At 66.0% G+C, this 20,140-nt stretch carries 25 protein-coding genes and 1 pseudogene; 11 read left to right on the forward strand and 15 right to left on the reverse strand.

All coding sequences use genetic code 11. The annotated features are described in order from the left end of the window. Window positions 1-19 precede the first annotated feature (19 nt). From G531_RS0111435 to G531_RS0111450, 4 genes are all read right to left on the reverse strand, one after another. Window positions 20-538: a methylated-DNA--[protein]-cysteine S-methyltransferase gene (locus G531_RS0111435; RefSeq protein ID WP_026927362.1), complete on the reverse strand. Its 519-nt coding sequence runs from the start codon at window positions 536-538 to the stop codon at window positions 20-22. A 96-nt stretch (window positions 539-634) separates the two neighbouring features. Beyond that, window positions 635-1,054, reverse strand: a complete 420-nt coding sequence (locus G531_RS0111440; protein ID WP_026927363.1) for a PIN domain nuclease — start codon at window positions 1,052-1,054, stop codon at window positions 635-637. Beyond that, window positions 1,045-1,275, reverse strand: a complete 231-nt coding sequence (vapB, locus tag G531_RS0111445) for a type II toxin-antitoxin system VapB family antitoxin (protein ID WP_026927364.1) — start codon at window positions 1,273-1,275, stop codon at window positions 1,045-1,047. The genes G531_RS0111440 and vapB overlap by 10 nt, the downstream gene beginning before the upstream one ends. Window positions 1,276-1,332: 57 nt before the next feature. Next, window positions 1,333-2,301: a GlxA family transcriptional regulator gene (locus G531_RS0111450; RefSeq protein ID WP_026927365.1), complete on the reverse strand. Its 969-nt coding sequence runs from the start codon at window positions 2,299-2,301 to the stop codon at window positions 1,333-1,335. A 152-nt stretch (window positions 2,302-2,453) separates the two neighbouring features. Between G531_RS0111450 and G531_RS0111455 the strand changes: the two genes are divergently transcribed. Continuing rightward, the gene (locus G531_RS0111455; protein WP_026927366.1) at window positions 2,454-3,200 is read left to right on the forward strand and encodes an SDR family NAD(P)-dependent oxidoreductase; all 747 of its coding nucleotides are present in this window, start codon (window positions 2,454-2,456) and stop codon (window positions 3,198-3,200) included. 34 nt (window positions 3,201-3,234) lie between these two features. Next, window positions 3,235-3,870, forward strand: a complete 636-nt coding sequence (locus tag G531_RS0111460) for a dihydrofolate reductase family protein (protein ID WP_026927367.1) — start codon at window positions 3,235-3,237, stop codon at window positions 3,868-3,870. A 21-nt stretch (window positions 3,871-3,891) separates the two neighbouring features. Here G531_RS0111460 and G531_RS27100 read toward each other — a convergent pair. Beyond that, window positions 3,892-4,095: pseudogene (locus G531_RS27100) on the reverse strand (P-loop nucleotide/nucleoside kinase family protein); the annotation flags it as partial. Window positions 4,096-4,142: 47 nt separating this feature from the next. On the opposite strand from G531_RS27100, the gene G531_RS0111465 reads away from it, so the two are divergent. Next, window positions 4,143-4,751 (forward strand): Chromate resistance protein ChrB, encoded by a 609-nt coding sequence (locus G531_RS0111465; RefSeq protein WP_026927368.1) that lies wholly within the window; start codon window positions 4,143-4,145, stop codon window positions 4,749-4,751. After that, window positions 4,748-5,401, forward strand: coding sequence for a cation efflux transmembrane domain-containing protein (locus G531_RS0111470; protein ID WP_081684059.1), 654 nt, complete (start codon window positions 4,748-4,750; stop codon window positions 5,399-5,401). The genes G531_RS0111465 and G531_RS0111470 overlap by 4 nt, the downstream gene beginning before the upstream one ends. 79 nt (window positions 5,402-5,480) lie before the next feature. Here the strand turns inward: G531_RS0111470 and G531_RS22065 are convergent, their stop codons facing one another. From G531_RS22065 to G531_RS24640, 5 genes are all read right to left on the reverse strand, one after another. Then, the gene (locus tag G531_RS22065; protein WP_081684060.1) at window positions 5,481-6,734 is read right to left on the reverse strand and encodes an ABC transporter ATP-binding protein; all 1,254 of its coding nucleotides are present in this window, start codon (window positions 6,732-6,734) and stop codon (window positions 5,481-5,483) included. An 8-nt stretch (window positions 6,735-6,742) separates the two neighbouring features. Next, a complete protein-coding gene (locus G531_RS0111480; protein ID WP_026927370.1) occupies window positions 6,743-7,570 on the reverse strand; it encodes a carbohydrate ABC transporter permease in 828 nt (275 codons plus the stop codon). Then, window positions 7,567-8,421, reverse strand: coding sequence for a carbohydrate ABC transporter permease (locus G531_RS0111485; RefSeq protein ID WP_026927371.1), 855 nt, complete (start codon window positions 8,419-8,421; stop codon window positions 7,567-7,569). Before G531_RS0111485 ends, G531_RS0111480 begins: the two co-directional genes overlap by 4 nt. Before the next feature lie 109 nt (window positions 8,422-8,530). Beyond that, the gene (locus tag G531_RS0111490; RefSeq protein WP_026927372.1) at window positions 8,531-9,820 is read right to left on the reverse strand and encodes an ABC transporter substrate-binding protein; all 1,290 of its coding nucleotides are present in this window, start codon (window positions 9,818-9,820) and stop codon (window positions 8,531-8,533) included. After that, complete coding sequence (locus G531_RS24640; RefSeq protein WP_051215387.1) at window positions 9,817-10,659, reverse strand: metallophosphoesterase family protein; 843 nt, start codon at window positions 10,657-10,659, stop codon at window positions 9,817-9,819. Before G531_RS24640 ends, G531_RS0111490 begins: the two co-directional genes overlap by 4 nt. Before the next feature lie 281 nt (window positions 10,660-10,940). On the opposite strand from G531_RS24640, the gene G531_RS0111500 reads away from it, so the two are divergent. Both G531_RS0111500 and G531_RS22075 read left to right on the forward strand, forming a co-directional pair. Continuing rightward, on the forward strand, window positions 10,941-11,192 hold the full coding sequence (locus G531_RS0111500; protein WP_026927373.1) for a hypothetical protein: 252 nt from the start codon (window positions 10,941-10,943) through the stop codon (window positions 11,190-11,192). Further along, a complete protein-coding gene (locus G531_RS22075) occupies window positions 11,189-11,527 on the forward strand; it encodes a type II toxin-antitoxin system PemK/MazF family toxin (protein ID WP_051215388.1) in 339 nt (112 codons plus the stop codon). The genes G531_RS0111500 and G531_RS22075 overlap by 4 nt, the downstream gene beginning before the upstream one ends. A 103-nt stretch (window positions 11,528-11,630) precedes the next feature. Here the strand turns inward: G531_RS22075 and G531_RS0111510 are convergent, their stop codons facing one another. Both G531_RS0111510 and G531_RS25210 read right to left on the reverse strand, forming a co-directional pair. Then, window positions 11,631-12,866 (reverse strand): MFS transporter, encoded by a 1,236-nt coding sequence (locus tag G531_RS0111510; protein WP_026927374.1) that lies wholly within the window; start codon window positions 12,864-12,866, stop codon window positions 11,631-11,633. A gap of 39 nt (window positions 12,867-12,905) precedes the next feature. Continuing rightward, window positions 12,906-13,586: a dihydrofolate reductase family protein gene (locus tag G531_RS25210; RefSeq protein WP_211221836.1), complete on the reverse strand. Its 681-nt coding sequence runs from the start codon at window positions 13,584-13,586 to the stop codon at window positions 12,906-12,908. A gap of 338 nt (window positions 13,587-13,924) precedes the next feature. Between G531_RS25210 and G531_RS22085 the strand changes: the two genes are divergently transcribed. From G531_RS22085 to G531_RS0111540, 5 genes are all read left to right on the forward strand, one after another. Beyond that, window positions 13,925-14,659, forward strand: a complete 735-nt coding sequence (locus tag G531_RS22085) for a TetR/AcrR family transcriptional regulator (RefSeq protein ID WP_051215389.1) — start codon at window positions 13,925-13,927, stop codon at window positions 14,657-14,659. A gap of 41 nt (window positions 14,660-14,700) precedes the next feature. Then, window positions 14,701-15,090 carry an alpha/beta hydrolase gene (locus G531_RS0111525; protein ID WP_162143172.1) on the forward strand — a complete coding sequence of 130 codons (390 nt, stop codon included), beginning with the start codon at window positions 14,701-14,703 and terminating at the stop codon, window positions 15,088-15,090. Window positions 15,091-15,158: 68 nt separating this feature from the next. After that, a complete protein-coding gene (locus G531_RS24645) occupies window positions 15,159-15,734 on the forward strand; it encodes a TetR/AcrR family transcriptional regulator (protein ID WP_081684062.1) in 576 nt (191 codons plus the stop codon). Window positions 15,735-15,752: 18 nt separating this feature from the next. After that, complete coding sequence (locus G531_RS0111535; protein ID WP_026927376.1) at window positions 15,753-17,324, forward strand: FAD-dependent monooxygenase; 1,572 nt, start codon at window positions 15,753-15,755, stop codon at window positions 17,322-17,324. A 132-nt stretch (window positions 17,325-17,456) separates the two neighbouring features. Continuing rightward, the gene (locus G531_RS0111540; RefSeq protein ID WP_026927377.1) at window positions 17,457-18,251 is read left to right on the forward strand and encodes an SDR family oxidoreductase; all 795 of its coding nucleotides are present in this window, start codon (window positions 17,457-17,459) and stop codon (window positions 18,249-18,251) included. A 157-nt stretch (window positions 18,252-18,408) separates the two neighbouring features. Here G531_RS0111540 and G531_RS0111545 read toward each other — a convergent pair whose 3' ends face one another. The 3 genes from G531_RS0111545 to ychF are packed head-to-tail and all read right to left on the reverse strand — an operon-like array spanning window position 18,409 to window position 20,092. Further along, on the reverse strand, window positions 18,409-18,744 hold the full coding sequence (locus G531_RS0111545; RefSeq protein ID WP_211221837.1) for a HigA family addiction module antitoxin: 336 nt from the start codon (window positions 18,742-18,744) through the stop codon (window positions 18,409-18,411). Next, window positions 18,704-18,985 carry a type II toxin-antitoxin system RelE/ParE family toxin gene (locus tag G531_RS0111550; RefSeq protein ID WP_026927379.1) on the reverse strand — a complete coding sequence of 94 codons (282 nt, stop codon included), beginning with the start codon at window positions 18,983-18,985 and terminating at the stop codon, window positions 18,704-18,706. Before G531_RS0111550 ends, G531_RS0111545 begins: the two co-directional genes overlap by 41 nt. A 33-nt stretch (window positions 18,986-19,018) precedes the next feature. Further along, entirely contained in the window at window positions 19,019-20,092 is a 1,074-nt protein-coding gene (gene ychF / locus G531_RS0111555) for a redox-regulated ATPase YchF (RefSeq protein WP_026927380.1), read from the reverse strand. Between the last annotated feature and the right edge of the window lie 48 nt (window positions 20,093-20,140).

The following is a 20,140-nucleotide window of genomic DNA, read 5'->3' on the forward strand; positions in this document are numbered from 1 at the left end:
GAAACGTGAGATCCGATTTCTAGGACAATGCCGCCGGTGTTGCTGCAACGGGTTCCTCCAGGTCCAGCAGGAACTGCTTGCGCTCCAGACCGCCGGCGTACCCGGTCAGGGAACCGTCTGCCCCCAGCACCCGATGGCAGGGGATCAGGATGCTGACCGGGTTGCGCCCGACCGCCTGACCGACCCGCCGGGCCAGCCGTCGATCACCCAATCGCTCCGCCAGCGCGCCATAGCTGGTGGTCTCGCCGTAGGGGATGTCGCGCAGCAGCGCCCACACCCGCTCGCAGAACTCGTCGCCCCGGGTCCGGGTGGCCACGTCGAACTCCCGTCGCTCGCCGGCGAGGAAGGCATCCAGTTCGGCCTTCGCTCGCACGAACACCTCGTCGGCATCGGCGTCGACGGGTTCGCCGAACACCGCCGCGTCCGGCCGATGCCAATGCTCGGGGAAGTACAGGCCAGTCAGGTCTTCACCCTCGGCGACCAGGGTCAACTCGCCCAACGCGGTGGCGATCTGGGTATGACGTCGTGCAGTATTCATGTCCCTTACCTCTCTGCTCTCACCAGGAAGACGCTCGGGGGTCATGAAACGTGAGATGGATTCAGCGCTCGAATGCGCGCCTCGTCCGCGACCCGGTCACCGTAGTTCGAGCGTCTCCACCGGTTGCCCCGTGATCGCGGCGATCAGGTCGAAGTCCTTGTCCACGGCGAGCACCGTCAGTCCGGTCTTCTCCGCTGTCGCCGCGATCAGCAGATCCGGAATCGACGGCGCCCGGTGCTGACCACGATCGGCGAGGAGCATCTGCACCTCCCAGGCCCGGTCCTCCATCGCGGGCGTCAGATGCTCCAGCGGCATCAGCGCCAGCGGCGGCCGGCCGAACGCCTCGCGCCCGCCCTGCCCCGAGCGAGCCGAGAAGCCCAACTCGAGTCGGGTCACGGTCGACAGCCGAAGCAGACCGCGCTCGATCCGGGCGTTCCACTCGTCGAGTCGGGCCGCTTGGCCCGACTGCAGGCGTGCGTAGGCCGATTTGTCGACCAACCAACTCGTCAGTGCCACGCGGCATCCATCACCGCGGGGTCGGCCAGATCGCCGAACGTAGCCGCCGACCGCTGCCAGTCCGCCTCGGTCACGCTCACTTCCGGCGACGGGGACGTGGCAGCCTCCCCCTCGAGTTTGCGGCGCAGGTACTCGTTGCGGGACAGCCCCAGTGCGGCCGCCTCGGCGTCGATCCGCTGCACCGTGGCTTCACTGAGTCCGCGTACCAGAATGTTGGTCATGACTACCCCCTCGATATCATGATATCAACGGGTCCTTGGATCTCCATGGGCCCACGATCAGTGCCGGCTACCACCGTTGACCGCCCGGAATCGGGTGGGCGAGATCCCGTATCGGGCCGAGAACGCCTGGCGCAGCGATTCGCCGGAGGCGAACCCGCAGGTGCGCGCGATCCCGGCGGTCTGCTCACTGGTTTCGGTGAGCAACCGGGCCGCCGCATCCAAGCGTGCGTCCCGCACCAGGCGGGCCGGGGTCCGGCCGAGATGGCGGGTGCAGAGTCGGCTCAGGTGCCGCTCGCTGACGCCGACGGTACGCGCGAGACTCACCGTGGTCAGATCGTCGGCCAGGTGGGTGAGGATGTGGTCGACGACCCGGCGTACGATCACCTGCTCCGGTCGCGGCAGCCGGGTGTACATGCTCATCTGGCTCTGGTTGCCGGGCCGCTGCAGGTAGGTAACCATCCCCATCGCCACCCGACGAGCGGTCTCGGCGCCGTGGTCCTCCTCGATGAAGGCGAGGGTGAGGTCCAGCGCGGCGGTGACCCCACCTGAGGTGGCAATGGCGCCGTCGCGGATGTAGATCGGTGCGGGATCCACGCGTACGGCGGGAAAGCGGCGCGCGAGGTCCTCCGCATAGAACCAGTGCGTCGTGGCGCGCCGGCCGTCCAGCAGGCCCGCGGCAGCCAGCACCGTCGCCCCCGTGCACACCGAGGCGACCCGCCGGGCCAGCGCGGCGACGCGCCGCACCTGCCCCACGAGAAGCCGGTCCGCTGCCGCGGCCTGGTGCCCCAAGCCACCGGAGATCACCAGGGTGTCGATCGGGCTGGTGATCGTGTCCAGCCTTCGATGCACGCTGATGTCGATCCCGTTGTCGGTACGGCTCGTCCCGCCGGTCGTCGTGGCCAGGAGAACCTCGTAGGCCGGTGCGGCGCCCAGTCGATTCGCATGGACGAAGCCGCTGGTGACGCAGGCGACATCGACCAGCTCGATCCCGTCGTACCCCACCACGACCACCACTCGCGGACCCATACCTCCACCTTACGAGCGCGCGATCAGGTCGGTCAGCCAGGCTTCCCAGGATTCCGGACACATCGCCCCCGGCGGCCTTGCGCATGCCAGGTCCCGGCCGGACCGTGGGTACAGGACCTCCAGCGGTCCCACCGCAGGCAGGGAGGCACGGCATGACCGGCGTACTGGACGGACACACCGCACTGATCGTCGGCGCCAACGGTGGCATCGGGCAGGCGATCGCGTACGCCCTGGGCGCCGCCGGGGCCCGGCTCATCCTGGCGGCTCGGGATCGGGGCAAGCTCGATCAGCTCCGCACCGAGCTGGACGCCGCCGGCAGCACCGCCGACACGGTCCCCACCGACATCATCGACGACGACGCCGTCCGCCGCCTGGTCGAACGGGCGGCGGCCGAGGGCATGGACATCGCCGTCAACAACGCCGGCACCTCCCACCGGCCTGCACCCCTGGGTGACCTCGTGATCGAGGAGGCCGACCGCGTCCTCCGGGTCACCCTGCGCGGGACGCTGGTGGCGATGCACCACGAACTGGCGGTTCTTCCCGATGGCGGCAGCATCGTGAACGTCGCGTCCACCGCGGGAGTCGCCGGCGCTCCCGGGATGGCGGCCTATGTCGCCGCCAAGCACGCAGTCGTGGGCCTGACGCGTACGGCCGCTCTCGATTACGCCGCCCGCAGCATCCGGGTCAACGCCGTCGCGCCCGGCTCCATCGACTCCGGCGGCACCACCGCGCAGCCGGATCGGATCCGGCAACAGATCGGTTCCGCCGCGCCGCTCGCCCGCCTGGGAAGCCCCGCCGAGGTAGCCGCCGCCGTGCTCTGGCTCGCCTCCCCCGCCGCGGCGTACACCACCGGCGCCGTCCTCACCGTCGACGGCGGCAAGGGCGCCCGCGGCGCCTGACCTACCTGCACAACCCACCAGAAGGAGCACCCCCATGTCAGTGGTACGCGTTCACAATTTCAGCATCTCCCTCGACGGATTCGGCACCGGCGAGGGCCAGGACGCCCACGCCTACTTCGGCCATGCCGGGGAGCGGCTGCACGAATGGATGTTCGCCACGCAGGGGTGGCAGCCCGGCGGCAGCGCCGGCGTCGACAACGCCTTCATGCGGCAACACGATCCCGGAATCGGTGCCGAAATCATGGGTGCCGGCAAGTTCGGCTATCCCGGATGGCACGAGGATCCGGAGTGGAAGGGCGCCTGGGGACCCAATCCGCCGTTTCACACACCGGTCTTCGTCCTCACCCACCACACCCGCTCGCCGATCGAGATGGAGGGCGGCACCACCTTCCACTTCATCGACGCGTCCCCGGCCGAGGCAGTCGAGCAGGCCAAAGCGGCCGCTGACGGCCGCGACGTACGCCTGGGCGGCGGCCCCACCGTGATCCGCGATTTCCTCGCGGCCGGACTCGTCGACCACCTACATGTCGTGGTGGTGCCGATTCTGCTCGGGCGGGGCGTCCGGCTGTGGGACAGCAGGCTCGAGGGACTGGAGCAGGGCTACCACGTCGAGGCCACCTCCGCACCCAGCGGCGTCACCCACCTCACCTTCACCAGAGCGCACGAGTGACGACGGCCCACGATCCCTGCCGCTGAGTCGCCGCTCATGCTCGCGAGCGTCGGAGGGCGTCAGGTACACGAATCCAAGGCGCGCCCCCGTACGCGAGGCCGCCGTTCGCCAGGTCTGACGCGCCGCTTCACTGTCATTGACCGCATCGACGACGACATCGTGACCGAGCCGCAGATTCTGCTCCGCCATGGCACGCACGGCCTCGTACGCCGAGACACCGGCCAGACACCACCCCGATGGTCTCTTGTTACGACTGTTACACTTCCAGTGTGATGAACGTTTCTTCCCGGGACTCCTGGCTCGTGGTAAGTGTGTCCACCGCGCGCTCCGGCGGCTCCCTCCGCGTCCAGGTGTGGCGCCGACTCCGCTCGCTCGGCGCCCTCTACCTGCACCAGGGCACGTGCCTGCTCCCCGCGCGTCCGCCCGTCGCCCGCGAGGTGCGGCGCCTGGCGGACAAGGTGCGCCGGGAAGGCGGCACCGCACGGGTCCTGCAGATGGAGTTCGTCGACGCCGCGGAGGAGCAGTCCGTGATCGACGAGTTCAATGCCGCCCGGGACGCGGAGTATGCCGAGGTGCTCCAGCGAGTGCCGGAACTGCATGCGGAACTCGCCGCGGAGAGGTCCCGCGGAAACGTCACGTACGCCGAGGTCGAGGAGTCGGAGTCGGACGTGGAGCGCTTCCGCTCCTGGCTGGGCAAGATCGCCGCGCGCGACTACTTCGGCGCCCCGCTGAGCGGAGAAGCCCGCGCCGCCGTCGACCGGGCCGCCGCCGATCTCGCGGCCTTCGAGGAGATCGCCCTGAGCGCCGACACCACGACCGGACCAGATCCAGCGCCGGGGCTCCGCGCCGTACCGAACCAACGAGAGGGAGCGGGAGAATGAGCTCACTCGAGCACGCCACCGACTCCACAGAGCCCAGGAAGACCTTCGACCCACGCCGAGTCAAGCGCGCCGTGCTCACGGTCGCGCTGCTGAACTTCGGGTACTTCTTCATCGAGTTCTTCGTCGCACTCGGCTCCGGATCGGTGTCGCTGCTGGCCGACAGCGTCGACTTCCTCGAGGACACCGCGATCAACCTGCTGATCTTCGTCGCCCTGGGCTGGGCGCTGGCCAAACGTGCCCTCCTGGGCAAGCTCTTGGCGTTGGTGATCCTCACCCCCGCCGCATTCGCGGCGTGGGAAGCCGTGCAGCGATTCGCCGCACCGGAGGCCCCGGAAGTGCTCCCGGTCATTGTCGCTTCCCTCGGAGCGATCGTCATCAACGGCGCCAGCGCCCTGATCATTTCGCGGGTCCGCAAAAACGGCGGCTCACTGGGACGTGCGGCCTTCCTGTCCGCACGCAACGACGTGCTGGTGAACATCGCGATCATCGCGATGGCGCTGATCACGGCGTGGACCGGGTCGGGGTGGCCGGACCTGATCCTTGGCTGCTTGATCATTCTGCTCGCGCTCCATGCGGCCCACGAGGTGTGGGAAGTGAGCGAGGAGGAACGGCTCGCGGCCAAGGCACTCGCCGGCGAGGCGATCGACTGAGCAACAGTTGAGCGCCTGCCCTGGGGGCAGGCGCTCAACCACCGAGATCTCGCACACCGGCGACCGGTCAACCGACCTGTCAGTCCGGCACGCCAATGCTGGGTCGGTCAGCAGGATCGGACCCGGACGAACCCACCGCGTGACTCGTAGCGTATTCGTCGAACTCCCTGGCCTGTGCGGCGTCATCTGCTCCGATGAGCCTGGCCAGTTCTTCGCCACGACCGAGCGCGTCCTTCTTGGCGAGGACGTTGGCCGGGTAGCCGAGCGAGCGCTCGTCCGGGCCGAAGAAGTGCAGTTGATCGTTGTAGAACGACACGTGTACGCGGTCTCCCTGCTCGACCCGGCGGAAGCGCGAACTGGCCACCAGGTGTTGGTTCCCGACCCGAAGCACGATGCCGGTGGTGGCGCCCATGTTGTCGAGCCGCTCGACAAGGGCAGGCATCGAGTTCGGGTGCGGCTCGGTCTTGACGACCACGTGCTCGGGGCGGACGCCCAGGTGCAGCTCGCCCTGCAGCGCCGGGCCGAGCAGGTCGCGCCAGTTGCGGAACAAGTAGAAGCCGGCGCCGTCGCCGAGGTCGATCCGGTCATCCGCAAAGCGGATGCCGCTCAGGATGTTGGCCGGCGGGCTGCCGATGAACCTGGCAGTGAACACGTTGGCCGGTCGATGGTAGACGTTCTCGGGCGTGTCAGCCATTTGGATGTCGCCCTTGCGGAGCAGGACGATCCGGGTGCCGAATGTCATCGCCTCGACCTGGTCGTGGGTCACGTAGACCATGGTCTGCTTGAACCGGTTGTGCAGCTCCATTAGGGATTCGCGGGCGGCGACCCGCAGCTGCGCGTCAAGGTTCGACAGGGGCTCGTCCAACAGGAAGACACTGGTGGACTTGACGGTGGCACGCGCGAGAGCGACCCGCTGCTGCTGACCGCCGGACAACTCCGCCGGCTTCCGATCGAAGTACGGCGTGAGCTCAAGGAAGTCGGCGACCATCGCGAGACGTCGTTCGATCACGTCAGCGGGCACCTTGTGCACCTTGAGTGCATAGGTGATGTTCTGCTTGACCGTCATATGCGGGTACAAGGCGTAGTTCTGGAAAACCATCGACACCTGACGCTTCGCCGGCGCGAGTTCGTTGACCCGCGAGCCGTCGATGAGCAGGTCCCCGGACGTGATCGGGACGAATCCCGCGATCATGCGCAGGATTGTCGATTTTCCGCAGCCCGAAGGTCCCAGGAGAACCAGGCGCTCGCCGTCGCGAATATCGAGGTTGATATCGCGGATGACATTGGTGTCTCCATAGGACTTGGAGATGTGTTGCAGGTTGACGTCGACCACGGGTGCTCCTACTTGATACCGGCGCCGGTGAAGGTGCCGATGATGTACTTCTGGAAGGTCAGGTACAGGACGACGGGAATGAGCATCGTCACCACCGAGACGGCCATAGCGACAGCGAAATCGGTGCCGCCCTCCGCGCTCACGAACATCTGCAGGGCGAGCGGCAGCGTATAGGACTGCTCGCTGCGAAGGATCAGCGACGGCCACACGAACTCGTTCCACGAATTCACGAAGAACCAGATGCCGGTGGCAGTCAATTGAGGCCGGACGAGCGGCAGGACCATGTCGAGCATGATGCGCCGGTCCGAGACATCGTCGAGCTTTGCCGACTCGATCAGGGAGTACGGAATCTCGCGCATCGCGGCCACCATCAGCAGGATGCCGCTGGCGTCTGCCACCTGGGTCAGAATGACGCCCAGGATATTGTCACCCAGGCCGATGCGGGCGATCAGGAGGTAGTTCGGGATCATCGTGACCGTGAACGGCACGAAGATCGTTGCCAGGAACACGAAGTAGATCTTGTTGCGGCCCCGGAACTCGAAGTAGGTGAAGGCGTACGCCGCAAGAAACGCGGTCAGCAGCTTCAGCAGGGTCACCGTCGCAGCGATCGAGAACGTATTGGCGATAACCCGAGGGAGATCCAGGCGACCGGCGAGCTTGGCGTAGTTCTCGAGCGTCGGCGGTATCGGGATGAAGTTGACGACATTGGCGAATACGTCCTGCAGCGGCCGAAATGATGTGCCCAATGCGAACAGGATCGGAAACAACCAGATCACCGCAATGATCAGCGCGACGACAGTCCATGACCGAGACGCCTTTGCGGGATAAAGGTTCACGATCGTCCCCTTTCCGTCAGAGCCAGGGCGCGGAACGCCAGGGCGAGAAGACCGATGAACAAGATGAGTGTGAGGACGGAAAGGGACGCTGAGACACCCGTCCGATACACCACGAATGCCTCGTGGTACGCCTGATAGATCAGGTTACTGCTGCCGTAGTTCGGCCCACCCTGCGTCATTACCTTGATCGGCGTATAGACATACTGCAAGCCGGTCACAATGGTCATAACGAGTACGTACATTCCCGTACCGCGGGACATTGGCAGGACGATATCGCGAAACATTCGCCAGGTCGGGATGCCCTCGAGCCGGGCGTTCTCGATGACGTCCTTGCTCAGCCCGCTCATGCTGGCGAAAAGGGTGATGAAGTTGTATCCGAGAACTTTCCACGCCGTCACGTAGCAGATGACGAGGATGCACAGAACTTCGGTCTGACTCCAGTTCGGAATCTGGATCCCAACCACGGCCAGCACCTGAGCCACGGGGCCGGCTGTGGGGTTGAGCAACCAGTTGTAGATGATGGCGCCGACCACCATCGAGATGAAGGACGGCAAGAACATCGCTGACTTGAGGAAGCCCTGGAACCGGTCGATGAGGAAGGTCACGACGAACGCCAGGATGTAGGGCACCACTACGTTGAACGCCAACAACACAACGATGTAGATCGCGGTGTTGCCGAGAACCTTGTACGTGATCGGGTCACTGAGCACGGTGACGTAGTTGTCGAACCCTACGAAGGTCATTTTCGGCGAGACCATGTTCCAGTCGAAGAAGGACAGGAACAGCGTGTAAACAGCCGGCCAGAGCACGAAGAGGACAAGGAATACCCCTGCCGGCGCGAGGTAGAGCACCTTCCCACCGAAGGGGTTGTTCGCCCACCACCTCACCTTTGCGGGAGTAGGGCCGGCTGCCGCGGCGGCCGGTACGCGGGGGGCCGACGCGACGGCCCCCACCTCGACGTCACTTGATGACGGCATTGACCTTGTCCTGGAACGTCTTCATCGTGGAAGCTACGTCGGCCCCACCGAGCACTTGGTCGCGCATGTCGAGCACGATCTGCTCGGCCTGCAGGCCCGAGGTGCCGGGCCAGGGGGTCCACGGAACAAGCGACTTGATCGTGGAGTTGGCGGCCTTGAACATCGAGTCCTCGCTGAGGAGCTTGCCGAGTTCGGCATCGTTGGCAGCGTCCGTCGTCTCCGGAACGTAGCCGGTGCCGCGCGTCCAGGTGGCGACGTTGGCGGGCTCGTACAGGAACTTCATGAAGGTCCAGGCGGCCTTCTGCTGGTCAGCCTTGTCGGAGGTAATGCTGAGCATCGAGCCGCCCGCGGGAACGTTGAGCGTCTTGCCCTCGAATGCCGGTGCCGGAATGCCGACGGAGGTGAAGTTGCCGTTCTTGGTGACGTTGGCGCGCTGCGCGATCGTCATGTGCGCCAGCCCCACGGTGCCTGCCACGACGGCCTGCTGGCCCTGGTCCGACTTCGCATGCAGGGCGCTGCCGGACTTGATCAGATTCTGGTAGAAGGTCATCGTCGCGATTCCTTCGGGACTCGCGAAGGCCGCCTTCCCGTTCTCGAGCATGTGACCCCCGTTGCTCTCCAGCATCTGCTGGATGTTCCACGCATCGGCAGCCTCCGCGATATAGAGCCCCTTCTTGCCGTCCACCTTGGTGCGGATCGTATCCGCGGCGGCACCCACCTTCTCCCACGTCGTGAGCGACGCGGGATCCACGCCGGCGGCGTCCAGGATGTCCTTGTTGGCATAGATGATCGGGACGCTCAGCGAGTAGGGCGTACCGACCTGCTTACCGTCGTTGCCCTTGGCCAGGTCGAGCACATTCGGCAGGAATTTCTTGGACAGGAAGTCGGCGTCACCGGGAAAGTGGTCCTTGATGATTTTCGTCGGCTCCGCGAATTGATAGTTGTTCGCGAAATACTCACGGTAGGACCAACCGACCTGAACCAAAGCCGGCATAGCCCCGGCAGCGGCCTTCGACTGCAGATTCTGCATGAGACCCTGGTACATTCCCGAATTGAAGACCGGCTTGACTTCCACCTCGGTCTGGGAAGCATTGAACTTGTTGACCAATTCGGTGACTGCCGTACCACCCTGGGTCTCGGCATTCACGTGCCAGTACTCGATCGTGGTCTTGCCGCCTGATCCCCCTGCCGATGAGGTGGATGCACAGCCAGCCAGTCCGGCAACACCCGCCGCAGCAGCCAGACTGCCGAGCAGGAACGTACGACGCTTCATGATCTTCCCTTCTGTTGAGCCCACAACTGGGCCTGGTTTTCGTATTCCTCCCACATATCGTTGGGACCGATAATGTGGACGCGGGGATGGAGAATCTCTGGCTGAACCGAGACCCCGTCAGGAGTCACTTCGACCGACGAATAACCCAGTCGATCTGTATCCCAAAGCTGCTCGCCGTTGCGCAGAATCCCAAAGGAAAGAGGCGCGGCAGTGAACTGAGGAATGTCGAATGCCATGGAGGCAACCGGCATGTGCAGGTGGCCGTTGAAGATGGCGCGGACGTCGCTGGCGGCCAGCACTTCAGCCAGTCGCGGATGCGTCTCGGCCTTCTCGAGCTGGGGCTTCCAACTGATGCCGAACGGGTGGTGCCCGAACAGCAGAGTGCCGTTCTGGGCTCGGGTGGCAAGGACATCCGCCAGCCAATCCACGTGGTCGGCGTCCACAATTCCGCCGTGCTGGTAGCTCACGGAGGTATCGAGGGTGACCAGGCGGAGCCCGTCGATCTCACTGACCTCGCGGTACGGGGCGTCCGAGGCATCCTCGCCCAAATATCCCGCGCGAAAAGCGGCCTTGTCATCGTGGTTACCCAGGACCATCACGCGGGGCATGTCAGCGGGGAAAGTTTCGTCCAACGCCTCGCGCAGGGCGACATAGTCAGGGGTCGTCCCATTGTTCACCAGGTCCCCGGTCACGGCGACGAAGTCGAAGGCCTGAAGGTCAACGCTCGCAGCGAGGCCGGCCAACACGTCGCGGGAGGTCCAGGTCATGCCGCGGGCAACCAAGCCGGCATCTTGTTGATCAGTAAAGTGAAGATCGCTGATGTGCAGGAAACGGGCCACCGCTACCTCCCCGAGTGGCGAACAGAACGCCACGGACACTAGGAGCGATTGGTGACCCGAGTTTGGAAAGGGTTACCAACACTGCGTGAACGACTCCCGAACAGCTGCGGCGGTCTTCGAACAACCGCGCTCGATGTTCTCGAGACAGCCGGGCCCACGACGCCTACGTGACCACCGACAGGCCTCGACACCGCGACCGCTCAGGGATACCCCCGCTGGTGGCTCTGAACGCGCAGCGCGCTCATCAGGTCTCAGGAATGACGACGAGGTACACTACAGGTATGAATGATATGGCTACCATCAAGGTTCCTCGAGCGGTGCGCGACAAGGTCCGCGACGCCGCCCAAGCAGCCCATCTGACTCAGGGCCAGCTCATTGAGGAGCTCCTGCACGAACGCAGCAAGGCCGAGTTCTGGGCTGCCCTGGAATCGGAGACTCCCGACACGGACTACCTCGATGAACTCGACGAGGCTGATCAGGCGTTCGCCGCTGACACCGAGTCAGCTATCGCTGACTACGAGGCCGGCCGGTGATAGGCACCATCAGCCGCGGGGACGTCGTCTGGGCCAGCATGGATCCCACGATCGGACGAGAGCAGGCCAAGCACCGTCCGTGGCTGGTGCTTTCCGAGCCGCCGCTGCACCGGGCCCGACGCCTGTTGATCGCCATCCCACTCACCCACACCGACCGGGGCTGGACGACACACGTCAATCTCACGCCCGGCGAAGCCACCGCGACAGTTGCCATGTGCGAGCAGGTGAAATCGATGTCGATCACCCGCGTCACTCGGGTGGACCCAACCCCATATCCGACAACGCTGGTCGACCGAGCGCACGAGATCCTCTCGCTGCTGACCGGTGGGCGATGAGCCACTCGACCCCTCTGGCCGCCGCGCTGCCGGCGTACCGACCCACCGCCATCGCGCCGACCGTCTCGTAGGCGGCGACGCCCACCTGCCGGCCCTGCTGTCGTCAGACGGTCTCGGTGCTGGTTTCGGGGGTGCTCTCGTACGCCTCGGCAGCCCGTTCGGTCTCCGCTGCCGTGAGGACGGGTCGGATGCCGATGAGCAGGGCCAGGCCGGCGACAGTGACGATCGCGCCGACCAGCGGCGTCGCCGCCACCCCCGCATGGCTGAGCACGAGACCACCGAGCGCGGATCCGGCAGCCATTCCGGCCTGGCTGAGGACGACGCCGATACCCATGGACTGCTCCGGGGAGCGGAAACCGACCAGGAGCAAAGCCTGCTGCCAGACCATGACCAGGCCGGAGAATCCGACCCCCCAACCGAACAACAGGACGAGAACGACCGGGATGCTCCTGATCCCGAGCGACATCAGCAGCAGGCTCGCCGCCATCAGCAACGGCATGGCGATCAGCGCGGCCAGGCGTGAACGGGCGGCGATCTGACCACCGAGCCACACGCCGACGACCCCGCCGGTGCCGAAGACGAACAATGACAGGCTCGTCAGCAGCGGTGGCGCGCCGAGGTCGGCCAGGTAGGGGTCGAGGTAGGTGATGACGGCCATGTAGGCGAGCATCATCAGCATCCACCCGGCACCGATCCGTAACACCCCCGGCTGCCGGATCGTCCGGAGCAGCCCCATCTGCCGGGTCCGCTCGGCGCGCAGCGGGGGGATCTTCACCGCCAGCAGCAGCGCGCAGACCAGCGCCAGCACGGCGGCGGCGAAGAAGGTCACCCTCCACCCCAGTGCGGTGCCCACGACGGACGCCAACGGTGCACCGAGGGCGATGCCGACCGTATTGGCACCGATCACGATGCTCAGGGCCAGGCGCTCATGCTTCAGCCCGGCGACACCGATCGCCACTGCCGGTGCGAGCGACATGAGCAGTCCGTGCGCGCCGCCGGAGATGAACCTGCCGACCAGGGCGGGCACCAGGTCGGAGGCGAGGAACACCGCCGCGTTGCCGGCGACGAAGACGAGCAGCGTACCGGCGAGGGCGACCCGGCGCGAGAACCGCACCACCAGTGCCGTCAACGGCAGCGTCAGGACGGCGTTGCCAAGTGCGTACAGTGCGGTCAACGAGCCGGCCGTGGCCACGCTGACGTTCAGGTCCGGGGCCATCCGGGTCAACAGACCTGCGGGGCTCAGCTCGACCGCGAGGGCGAGGAACCCGGCTGAGGCGAGCACCAGGATCACCAACCAGGGGAAGCGCTCGGTCGAGGCACGATCGGCGGTGGAAGTCATGGCTACCTTTCGAAGATGTGGTGAGCAGTCGGTGTTCTGTCAGACGCTCGCGGAGGCAGGGGCCTCGTCGTCGGACACCGGACCCTGCACGTCGTAACGCAGCCACACGCTGCCGTCCTCCAGCGGTTCCACGGCCTTCAGCGAGAATGCGATCGGTACGGGTGCGGAGAACTTCTCATTGGCCTCGAACAGGGAGTTGGTGCCGTTCTCCCCGTCCGCGATCGGCATGAGAACCAGGCTGACCTCGTCACAGAGGCCGTCGCGGATCATCGACCAGTTCAAGGTGGCCCCGCCGCCGAGGATGATCTCGTCGGTGTCGAAGATGGCGCCGATCTTGCGTACGGCCTCGGCCATATCCAGCTGCTCGTCCCCCGCAATGAGATACGAGACGCCGACCGACCGCAGATGCGCCTTGAAGGCATCGCTGACCGAGGCCGGGATCAACTCGACAATGTGCGCGTCGACGTCGAAGTACGAGAACGTGCTCCGATCCCAGGCGAGCGTCCCGGAGCGGTCGACGGCGAAGTAGTGCATCTGCGCGTCAGGGTCGGCGATGAAGTCTCCGGCCGGTACGGGCTCGGTCGGTTCCGGAAGCTCGAGTTGCGGCGTACCGCCCAGGATCGCCCGGCTCGTCCCGCTCCCACTGATCCAGCCTCGGTGCTTGGTGAAGTAGCGATTCTCACCGAGGAACAGGTCGAAGTACAGCTTCTGCGAGCGCATGCCGACCGATGTGGGGTTGGCGATGCCGTCGATCTTCCCCGTTGAGCAGCGTGTGCATGTGGCAGATGATTCGTGGGCGTGACATAGCTGGTCCTTCTCTGCTCGTTGTCTGGTGCTTGCTGAGAGCAGGCGTAGCGGATATTTCATCCACGTGATTGAGGATAACATGCATCCGGATAGTTTTCATCCGGTTATGTCGGGATCGCCGACTGCACGCGGCACTCAACGCCGTCATTCACCTCCGGATCAGGCCACTTGCCAGCCCCGGGAGAGATCTGAACGGACCATCGTGCCGCAGATCTGGATACAAAAGTTCCGATTCAGGTAGCGTGGGCGGCATGACTTCCACCAGTGCGACCGGTCCGAAATTGCGCAGGGACGCTGCCGCCAACCGGGAGCGTCTGCTCATCGCCGGGCGGGAGCTGTTCGCCCGGCACGGGCTGGGCGTCACCCTCAACGACGTCGCCCACCACGCCGGCGTCGGCGTCGGCACCGCCTACCGGCGATTCGCGAACAAGGAGGAGCTGATCGACGCGATCCTGGAGCGGCAGAACGAGGAGATCGAGCAGATCCTCCATGCCGCACTGGCCGAGTCGGATCCCTGGACCGGACTCGTGCTGTACCTGGAACGCTCCCTGGCTCTCCAGGCGAAGGACCGGGGCATGGCCCAGATCTTCGCCGGCCGGCACGGCCGCCCGGTCAAGTACGACGAGGGCCGCGACCGGCTGGCACCGCTGGTGAATCGGGTTGCCGAGCGAGCGCGCGACGCCGGGGCGCTGCGCGCCGACGTGACGGGCACCGACCTGATCTTCCTCCAGATCGCGTTCAGCGCAGTGGCAGCCGTCGCCCAGGACGGCCCTTCGATCGAGGGCCGCGACGACACCGAACAGCTGTATCGCCGCTACCTGTGGATCGCCCTGGACGGGCTCCGCGCCGACCGCGACCCGTCCGAGCTGCCGATTGCGCCACTGACCACCGCCCAGACCCACACCCTGCTCCAGCCGACCAGACAGGATCAGGACATGACACACCCCGACGCAAAGAGTCGCACTCCCGGCGGCCGCGAGCAATGAACGGGGACCAGCTGCCCAGGGAGCACCCGCATCTTGTCGTCATGTTCCACGGCTACGGGCAGGATGAGACCTACTTCGACGACTTGCTCACCCACCTACCCCGGGGGACGTCGCCTATGTATCGTTGCCGGCGCCGCACTCCGGCACCGGCCGACGGAATCATCATGCTTTCCGGAATCGCCGTCGACATCCCGCACGCATACTTCAACGACAAGTCAGCGGCTGCCCGAGACTTCCCGATCTTCGTCGGGAAAGACCCCCAAGATGGCGTTCTGCCCAAGACTCTCGTCACCCCCACCGACCGATGGTTGACAGGCTTCACCAACGTGACGGTCAAACACTACGAGGGCATGGGACATCGCGTCTCAGCGGTAGAAGCCGACGATGTGGCGTCCTTTCTCGAGGAGACTCTGAGATTCGCTGCCGACTGATTTTTATCCATTGACCGCGCCCGCGCCCTCGACTTCCGACCCCTGGGTGCTGATCAATACTGGACCCCATGGGTTCCACGCATCGTCCGGCCGCTGAGCGCCACCGCGGCCCGCGACGTGATGCTCACGAGAACCGGCGTCTGCTGCTCGAGGCGTCCGCGGAGGTGCTGGCGGAGAATCCGTCGGCCAGTATGGATGAGATCGCTGCGCGAGCAGGCTTGGGGCGCGCCACGGTGTACCGGCACGTCGCAGGCCGCGCGGAGTTGGTGCACGAGGTGGTCGATGACGCTCTGCGAACCGCCGCTCACGCAGTGCAGTCGGCGACACCCAATGAGGGCACCGCGCCGGATGCGCTGCGTCGGATCCTGGCCGCGCTCGTCGATTCCGGCACGCAGCATCGCCCCCTCCTACTGCTTGGCATTACCCAGGATCCGGAGTTCCTCGCAGCACGCGCGCACGTGCTCGAGCCGATCACCGAGTTGGTGCGGCGGGGCGTGTCCACGGGCGATCTGCGGGCCGACCTGGATCCGGCATGGGCGCAGCAGGCACTCCTGGCACTGCTCCAGACGGCAGTTGCCCTGGGGAGGCCGGACCCTGTGGAAGACGTGTGGAGCACATTGATCGAAGGGTGGCGTCCCCGCTGACCGAGTAAAGTGAGACACATGAATCTCAGTTATGAGGATGCGGCTCCCTCGACCGAATCGGTCGACGTTCTTGTCGTGGGAGCCGGTCCCACCGGACTGACCGCCGCGCTCGAGGCGCGCCGGCTCGGGATGTCGGTGCGGATCATCGATCGGCAGTCTGCGCGGGTCCCCCGCTCGAAGGCGCTGGTCGTGCATGCGCGCACGATGGAGATGTTCGACAGTCTCGGGCTGGCGGCCCAGCTGCGGGAACGGGGCGCAGAGTTCCGCGCGATGAATCTGCACGGCCCCGCCGGCGCCACGGGGCGCATCGATCTGCGGACGCTGAACTGGGGCGACACGGACTTTCCGTTCTGGCTCACGGTTCCCCAGTACGACACCGAACAGGTGCTGGAACAGGCGCTGGGTGAGGCCGGCGCGGCGATCGAATGGGGAACGGAGTTCCGCAGCCTGGAGCAGACGCCGGATTCCGTCGTCGTGCGACTCCAGGTCGCTGAGGACTCTACCGAGGTGCACGCCCGGTGGGTCGTCGGCGCTGATGGAGGCCGCAGCGGCGTACGCGACGCGATCGGGGGTCACATGGCGCGCGAGGACGCTGATGCCACCTTCCTGCTCGCCGACGTGTTCAGCACCTCCGATCTGGCCGAAGACGAAGGGCACTTCTTCATCCACCCGGATGGGTTCCTCGTGATCGTCCCCATGCCCGAACCCCGCCTGTGGCGCGTCATCGCCCACCTGCCCCGCCACGATCCGGCGAGCCTCGTACCGATCGACGCCGGCTTCCTGGATGCGCTGATCGCCGATCGGGCATCCGTGCGCTTCGGTGCGCACGATGTGGGGTGGACGTCACGATTCGCGCTGACCCACGGGGTGTCGGACCTCACCCGGAATGGGCGGGTGTTCCTCGTCGGTGATGCCGCGCATGTGCACAGTCCCGTCGGCGGTCAGGGACTGAACACCGGAGTCCAGGACGCGCATGGCCTCATCTGGCGGCTCGCCGTCGCTGACCGGCTCGACCCGACCGCACGTGAGGCAGTCTTGGACAGCTTCGCGATCGAACGCCATCAGATCGCCGGGGCCATGGTCGGCAACGTACGCCGGGCGACGGCCTGGCTGACCGGGAGGTCTTCGCTGGCCCGACGGGTGTTCGGGTCGGTAGCCCCACGACTCCTGCCCCGCACGAGACTGCGGCAGTTGCTGGCGCGACCCCTCGCCGGCCTGCAGGTGCGGTATCGCGACAGCCCGCTCACCGTCACCGGCGGCGGGGAGCGGCCCGCGAACGGACCGGCCGTCGGCGGCGGAACCATTCTGAGCCGACTCCAGTTCGGCAGGTGGACGTGGATCGCGCACACGGATGTCGCCGACGGTCCGTGGCAGGGCCTCCCGGTCGTGCGCACCGCAACCGAAGACTGGCCGCGGGTCCGACTCATCCGACCGGACGGGTACGTTGCGGCCCGCGGTGACGACCCGATGTCACTGTGGTCCGACCTCACCACGCACCCGACCTTCGCCGCACTTCTGCACGCGACCGACCCCGAGGGAGAGAGTCGACCACGCTGGTCGACCGAGCGTACGAGATTCTCTCGCTCCTGATCTGTGGGCGGTGACCACTCACCATCTCAGGCCGCCGCTCGGGGGCATTCCGCTGCCGTCGCGCACCGGATAGGCTCGATGAGAGCCGACACTCCCCGTCGCCCGAATAATCCTCCCTACCCAGGAGCAGCCATGGTCAGCATCGACACCTTCAAGGATCGCGTGGCCGTCGTCACCGGCGGAGCGTCCGGTATCGGCCGCGGCATCGCGGAGGCTCTCATCGACGCCGGCGCGACGGTGGTCATCGCCGATGTCAACGAGGACGGCGCCCGCGCCACCGCCACCGAGATCGGCGCTCTCGCGCGCCGGGTGGACGTGTCGGACGCCGACAGCGTCGAGGCCCTCGCCGCTTCCGTGGTCGAGGAGTGCGGACGCGTCGACATCGTCGTCAACAACGCCGGCGTCGGCCCGCTCGTGACCTTCGACGAGGTGAGCCTCGCCGACTTCCACTGGGTCATCGACATCAACCTCTGGGGCGTCGTCCATGGGATGAAGGCCTTCCTGCCCCGCCTCAAGGCCAACGAGACCGGCGGGTTCATCGTCAACACCGCCTCGGTCGCGGCGATTCTGCCAAGCGAGGGCACCGCGGCGTACGGCGCCTCCAAGGCTGCCATCCTGTCGGTCGGCGACACCGTCGACGTGGAGCTGCGTGCGGAGGGAAACACCACCGTCGGGATCGCGACGCTGCTTCCGGCCATGGTGCGCAGCAACATCACCGCCAACTCGCGTCAGCGACCGGGCTTCGATGCCGACAACGACCAGACCGAGGACTTCCAGGTGGAGTCCCGCGTCCTGGAGCCGCGCGATGTCGGCAACATGGTCGTCGACGCCCTGCGGACCGGGCGGCGGCACATTTTCACCCACCCGGAGACCCGCGAAGCCGTCGCTGCCCGACAGGCCGAGATCCTCGCCGGCTTCGACTCCTGAGGGCCGATGCCCGATGAGGGCCTGCTCGGGTGTGATGGCGACGATGTGTTCACGACGCGGCCCGGTGCCTGCGCTCGCGGGCGAATTCGACGTGGCGAGGTAGATGGTCCGCCCCAGGGGCTGCCCGCTCCGCGGCGCCCCGTCAGCCTGACGTGGTTTACCCCACCGACAACGGCGTGATCGCCGCAACCGCCTCGCGAAGCGCGCGGCGCTCAAGGCGAAGCTCGTAGTTCGACTGCAGGTTCATCCAGAACTCCTCAGACGTCCCGAAGTACCGCGCCAAGCGGATCGCCGTGTCCGCCGTGATGCCGCGCTTGCCGTGCACGATCTCGTTGATGCGACGCGGCGGCACTCCGATCGACACCGCCAACTTGTTCTGCGTGATCCCGAAACCCTCGATGAAGTCCTCCATCAGGATCTCTCCGGGATGAATGGGCTCGATCAGATCAGCCTCAGTGGTAGTCGACGAGTTCGACATCTTCTGCACCTCCATCTCTCCAGACGAAGCAGATGCGCCATTGTGCGTTCACGCGGATGCTGTGCTGGCCACGCCGGTCACCGACCAGCCGTTCCAACCGGTTCCCCGGTGGGATCCGGAGGTCCTCCACATCCTTCGCTGCATGGATCAACTCGAGCTTCCGCAGGGTCGCTCGCTGCACGATCCGATCAACACGCTTGACGTACTGCTCGTGCCAGATGCGCTCGGTGTCCTTGCTCCCGAACGATCTGATCACGAGACCAGTGTATGACGGAGACCGTCATTAACGCTAGACGTTAAACCGGAACTCGACGACGTCCCCATCCTGCATGACGTAGTCCTTGCCCTCCAGGCGTACCTTGCCGTGGGCCTTCGCCTCGGCTTCGGAGCCGTACTCCATCAGATCGTCGAAGGAGACCACCTCGGCCTTGATGAAGCCCTTCTGGAAGTCGGTGTGGATCACCCCGGCCGCCTCCGGGGCGGTCGCCCCCTTGGGGATCGTCCAGGCGCGGGTCTCCTTCGGGCCGGCAGTGAGGTACGACTGCAGCCCCAGGGTGTCGTACCCGACGCGGGCCAGCACATCCAGCCCGGGCTCCTCGACACCCATCTCGGCGAGGAACTCGCGCGCCTCGTCCTCTTCCATCTCCGAGAGCTCCGCCTCGATCTTGGCGTCCAGGAAAATCGCCTCGGCCGGCGCGACCACCTCACGCAGTCGGGTCTTCAGGTCCTCATCGCCCAGTTCGTCCTGGTCGCAGTTGAACACATAGATGAACGGCTTGGCCGTCAACAGGAACAGATCGCGCAGCGGTTCGAGATCCAGGCCGGCGGCGTACACCCCCTTGCCGTCGGACAGGACCTTCTCGGCCTCCTGGTACGCCTCCAGCTTGGGCTTGGACTCCTTCTTGATCCGGGCTTCCTTCTCCAGCCGGGGCAGCGCTTTCTCGATGGTCTGCAGGTCGGCCAGGATCAGCTCGGTGGTGATCGTGTCGATGTCATTGCCCGGGTTCACGTCGCCGTCGACATGGGTCACGTCCGGGTCATTGAACACCCGGGTGACCTGGCAGATCGCGTCGGCCTCCCGAATGTTGGCCAGGAACGCGTTGCCCATGCCTTCGCCCTGGGAGGCGCCCTTCACGATGCCGGCGATATCGACGAAGGTGACTGTCGCCGGGAGAATCTTCGACGACCCATAGATCTTGGCCAGCCGAGGCAGCCGGTCGTCGGGGACCCCGACCACACCCTCGTTCGGCTCGATGGTCGCGAACGGGTAGTTCGCGGCGAGCACGTTGTTGCGCGTCAGGGCGTTGAACAGGGTCGACTTGCCGGCGTTGGGCAGTCCGACGATTCCGATAGTGAGAGCCACGCAGACACCTTAGTTGAACCCGCGCGCCGCCGCGGTACGCTCCCAGTT

Origin of the sequence: Granulicoccus phenolivorans DSM 17626 = NBRC 107789 = JCM 15570 (assembly GCF_000423085.1) — a bacterium.
Taxonomy (GTDB): Bacteria; Actinomycetota; Actinomycetes; order Propionibacteriales; family Propionibacteriaceae; genus Granulicoccus; species Granulicoccus phenolivorans.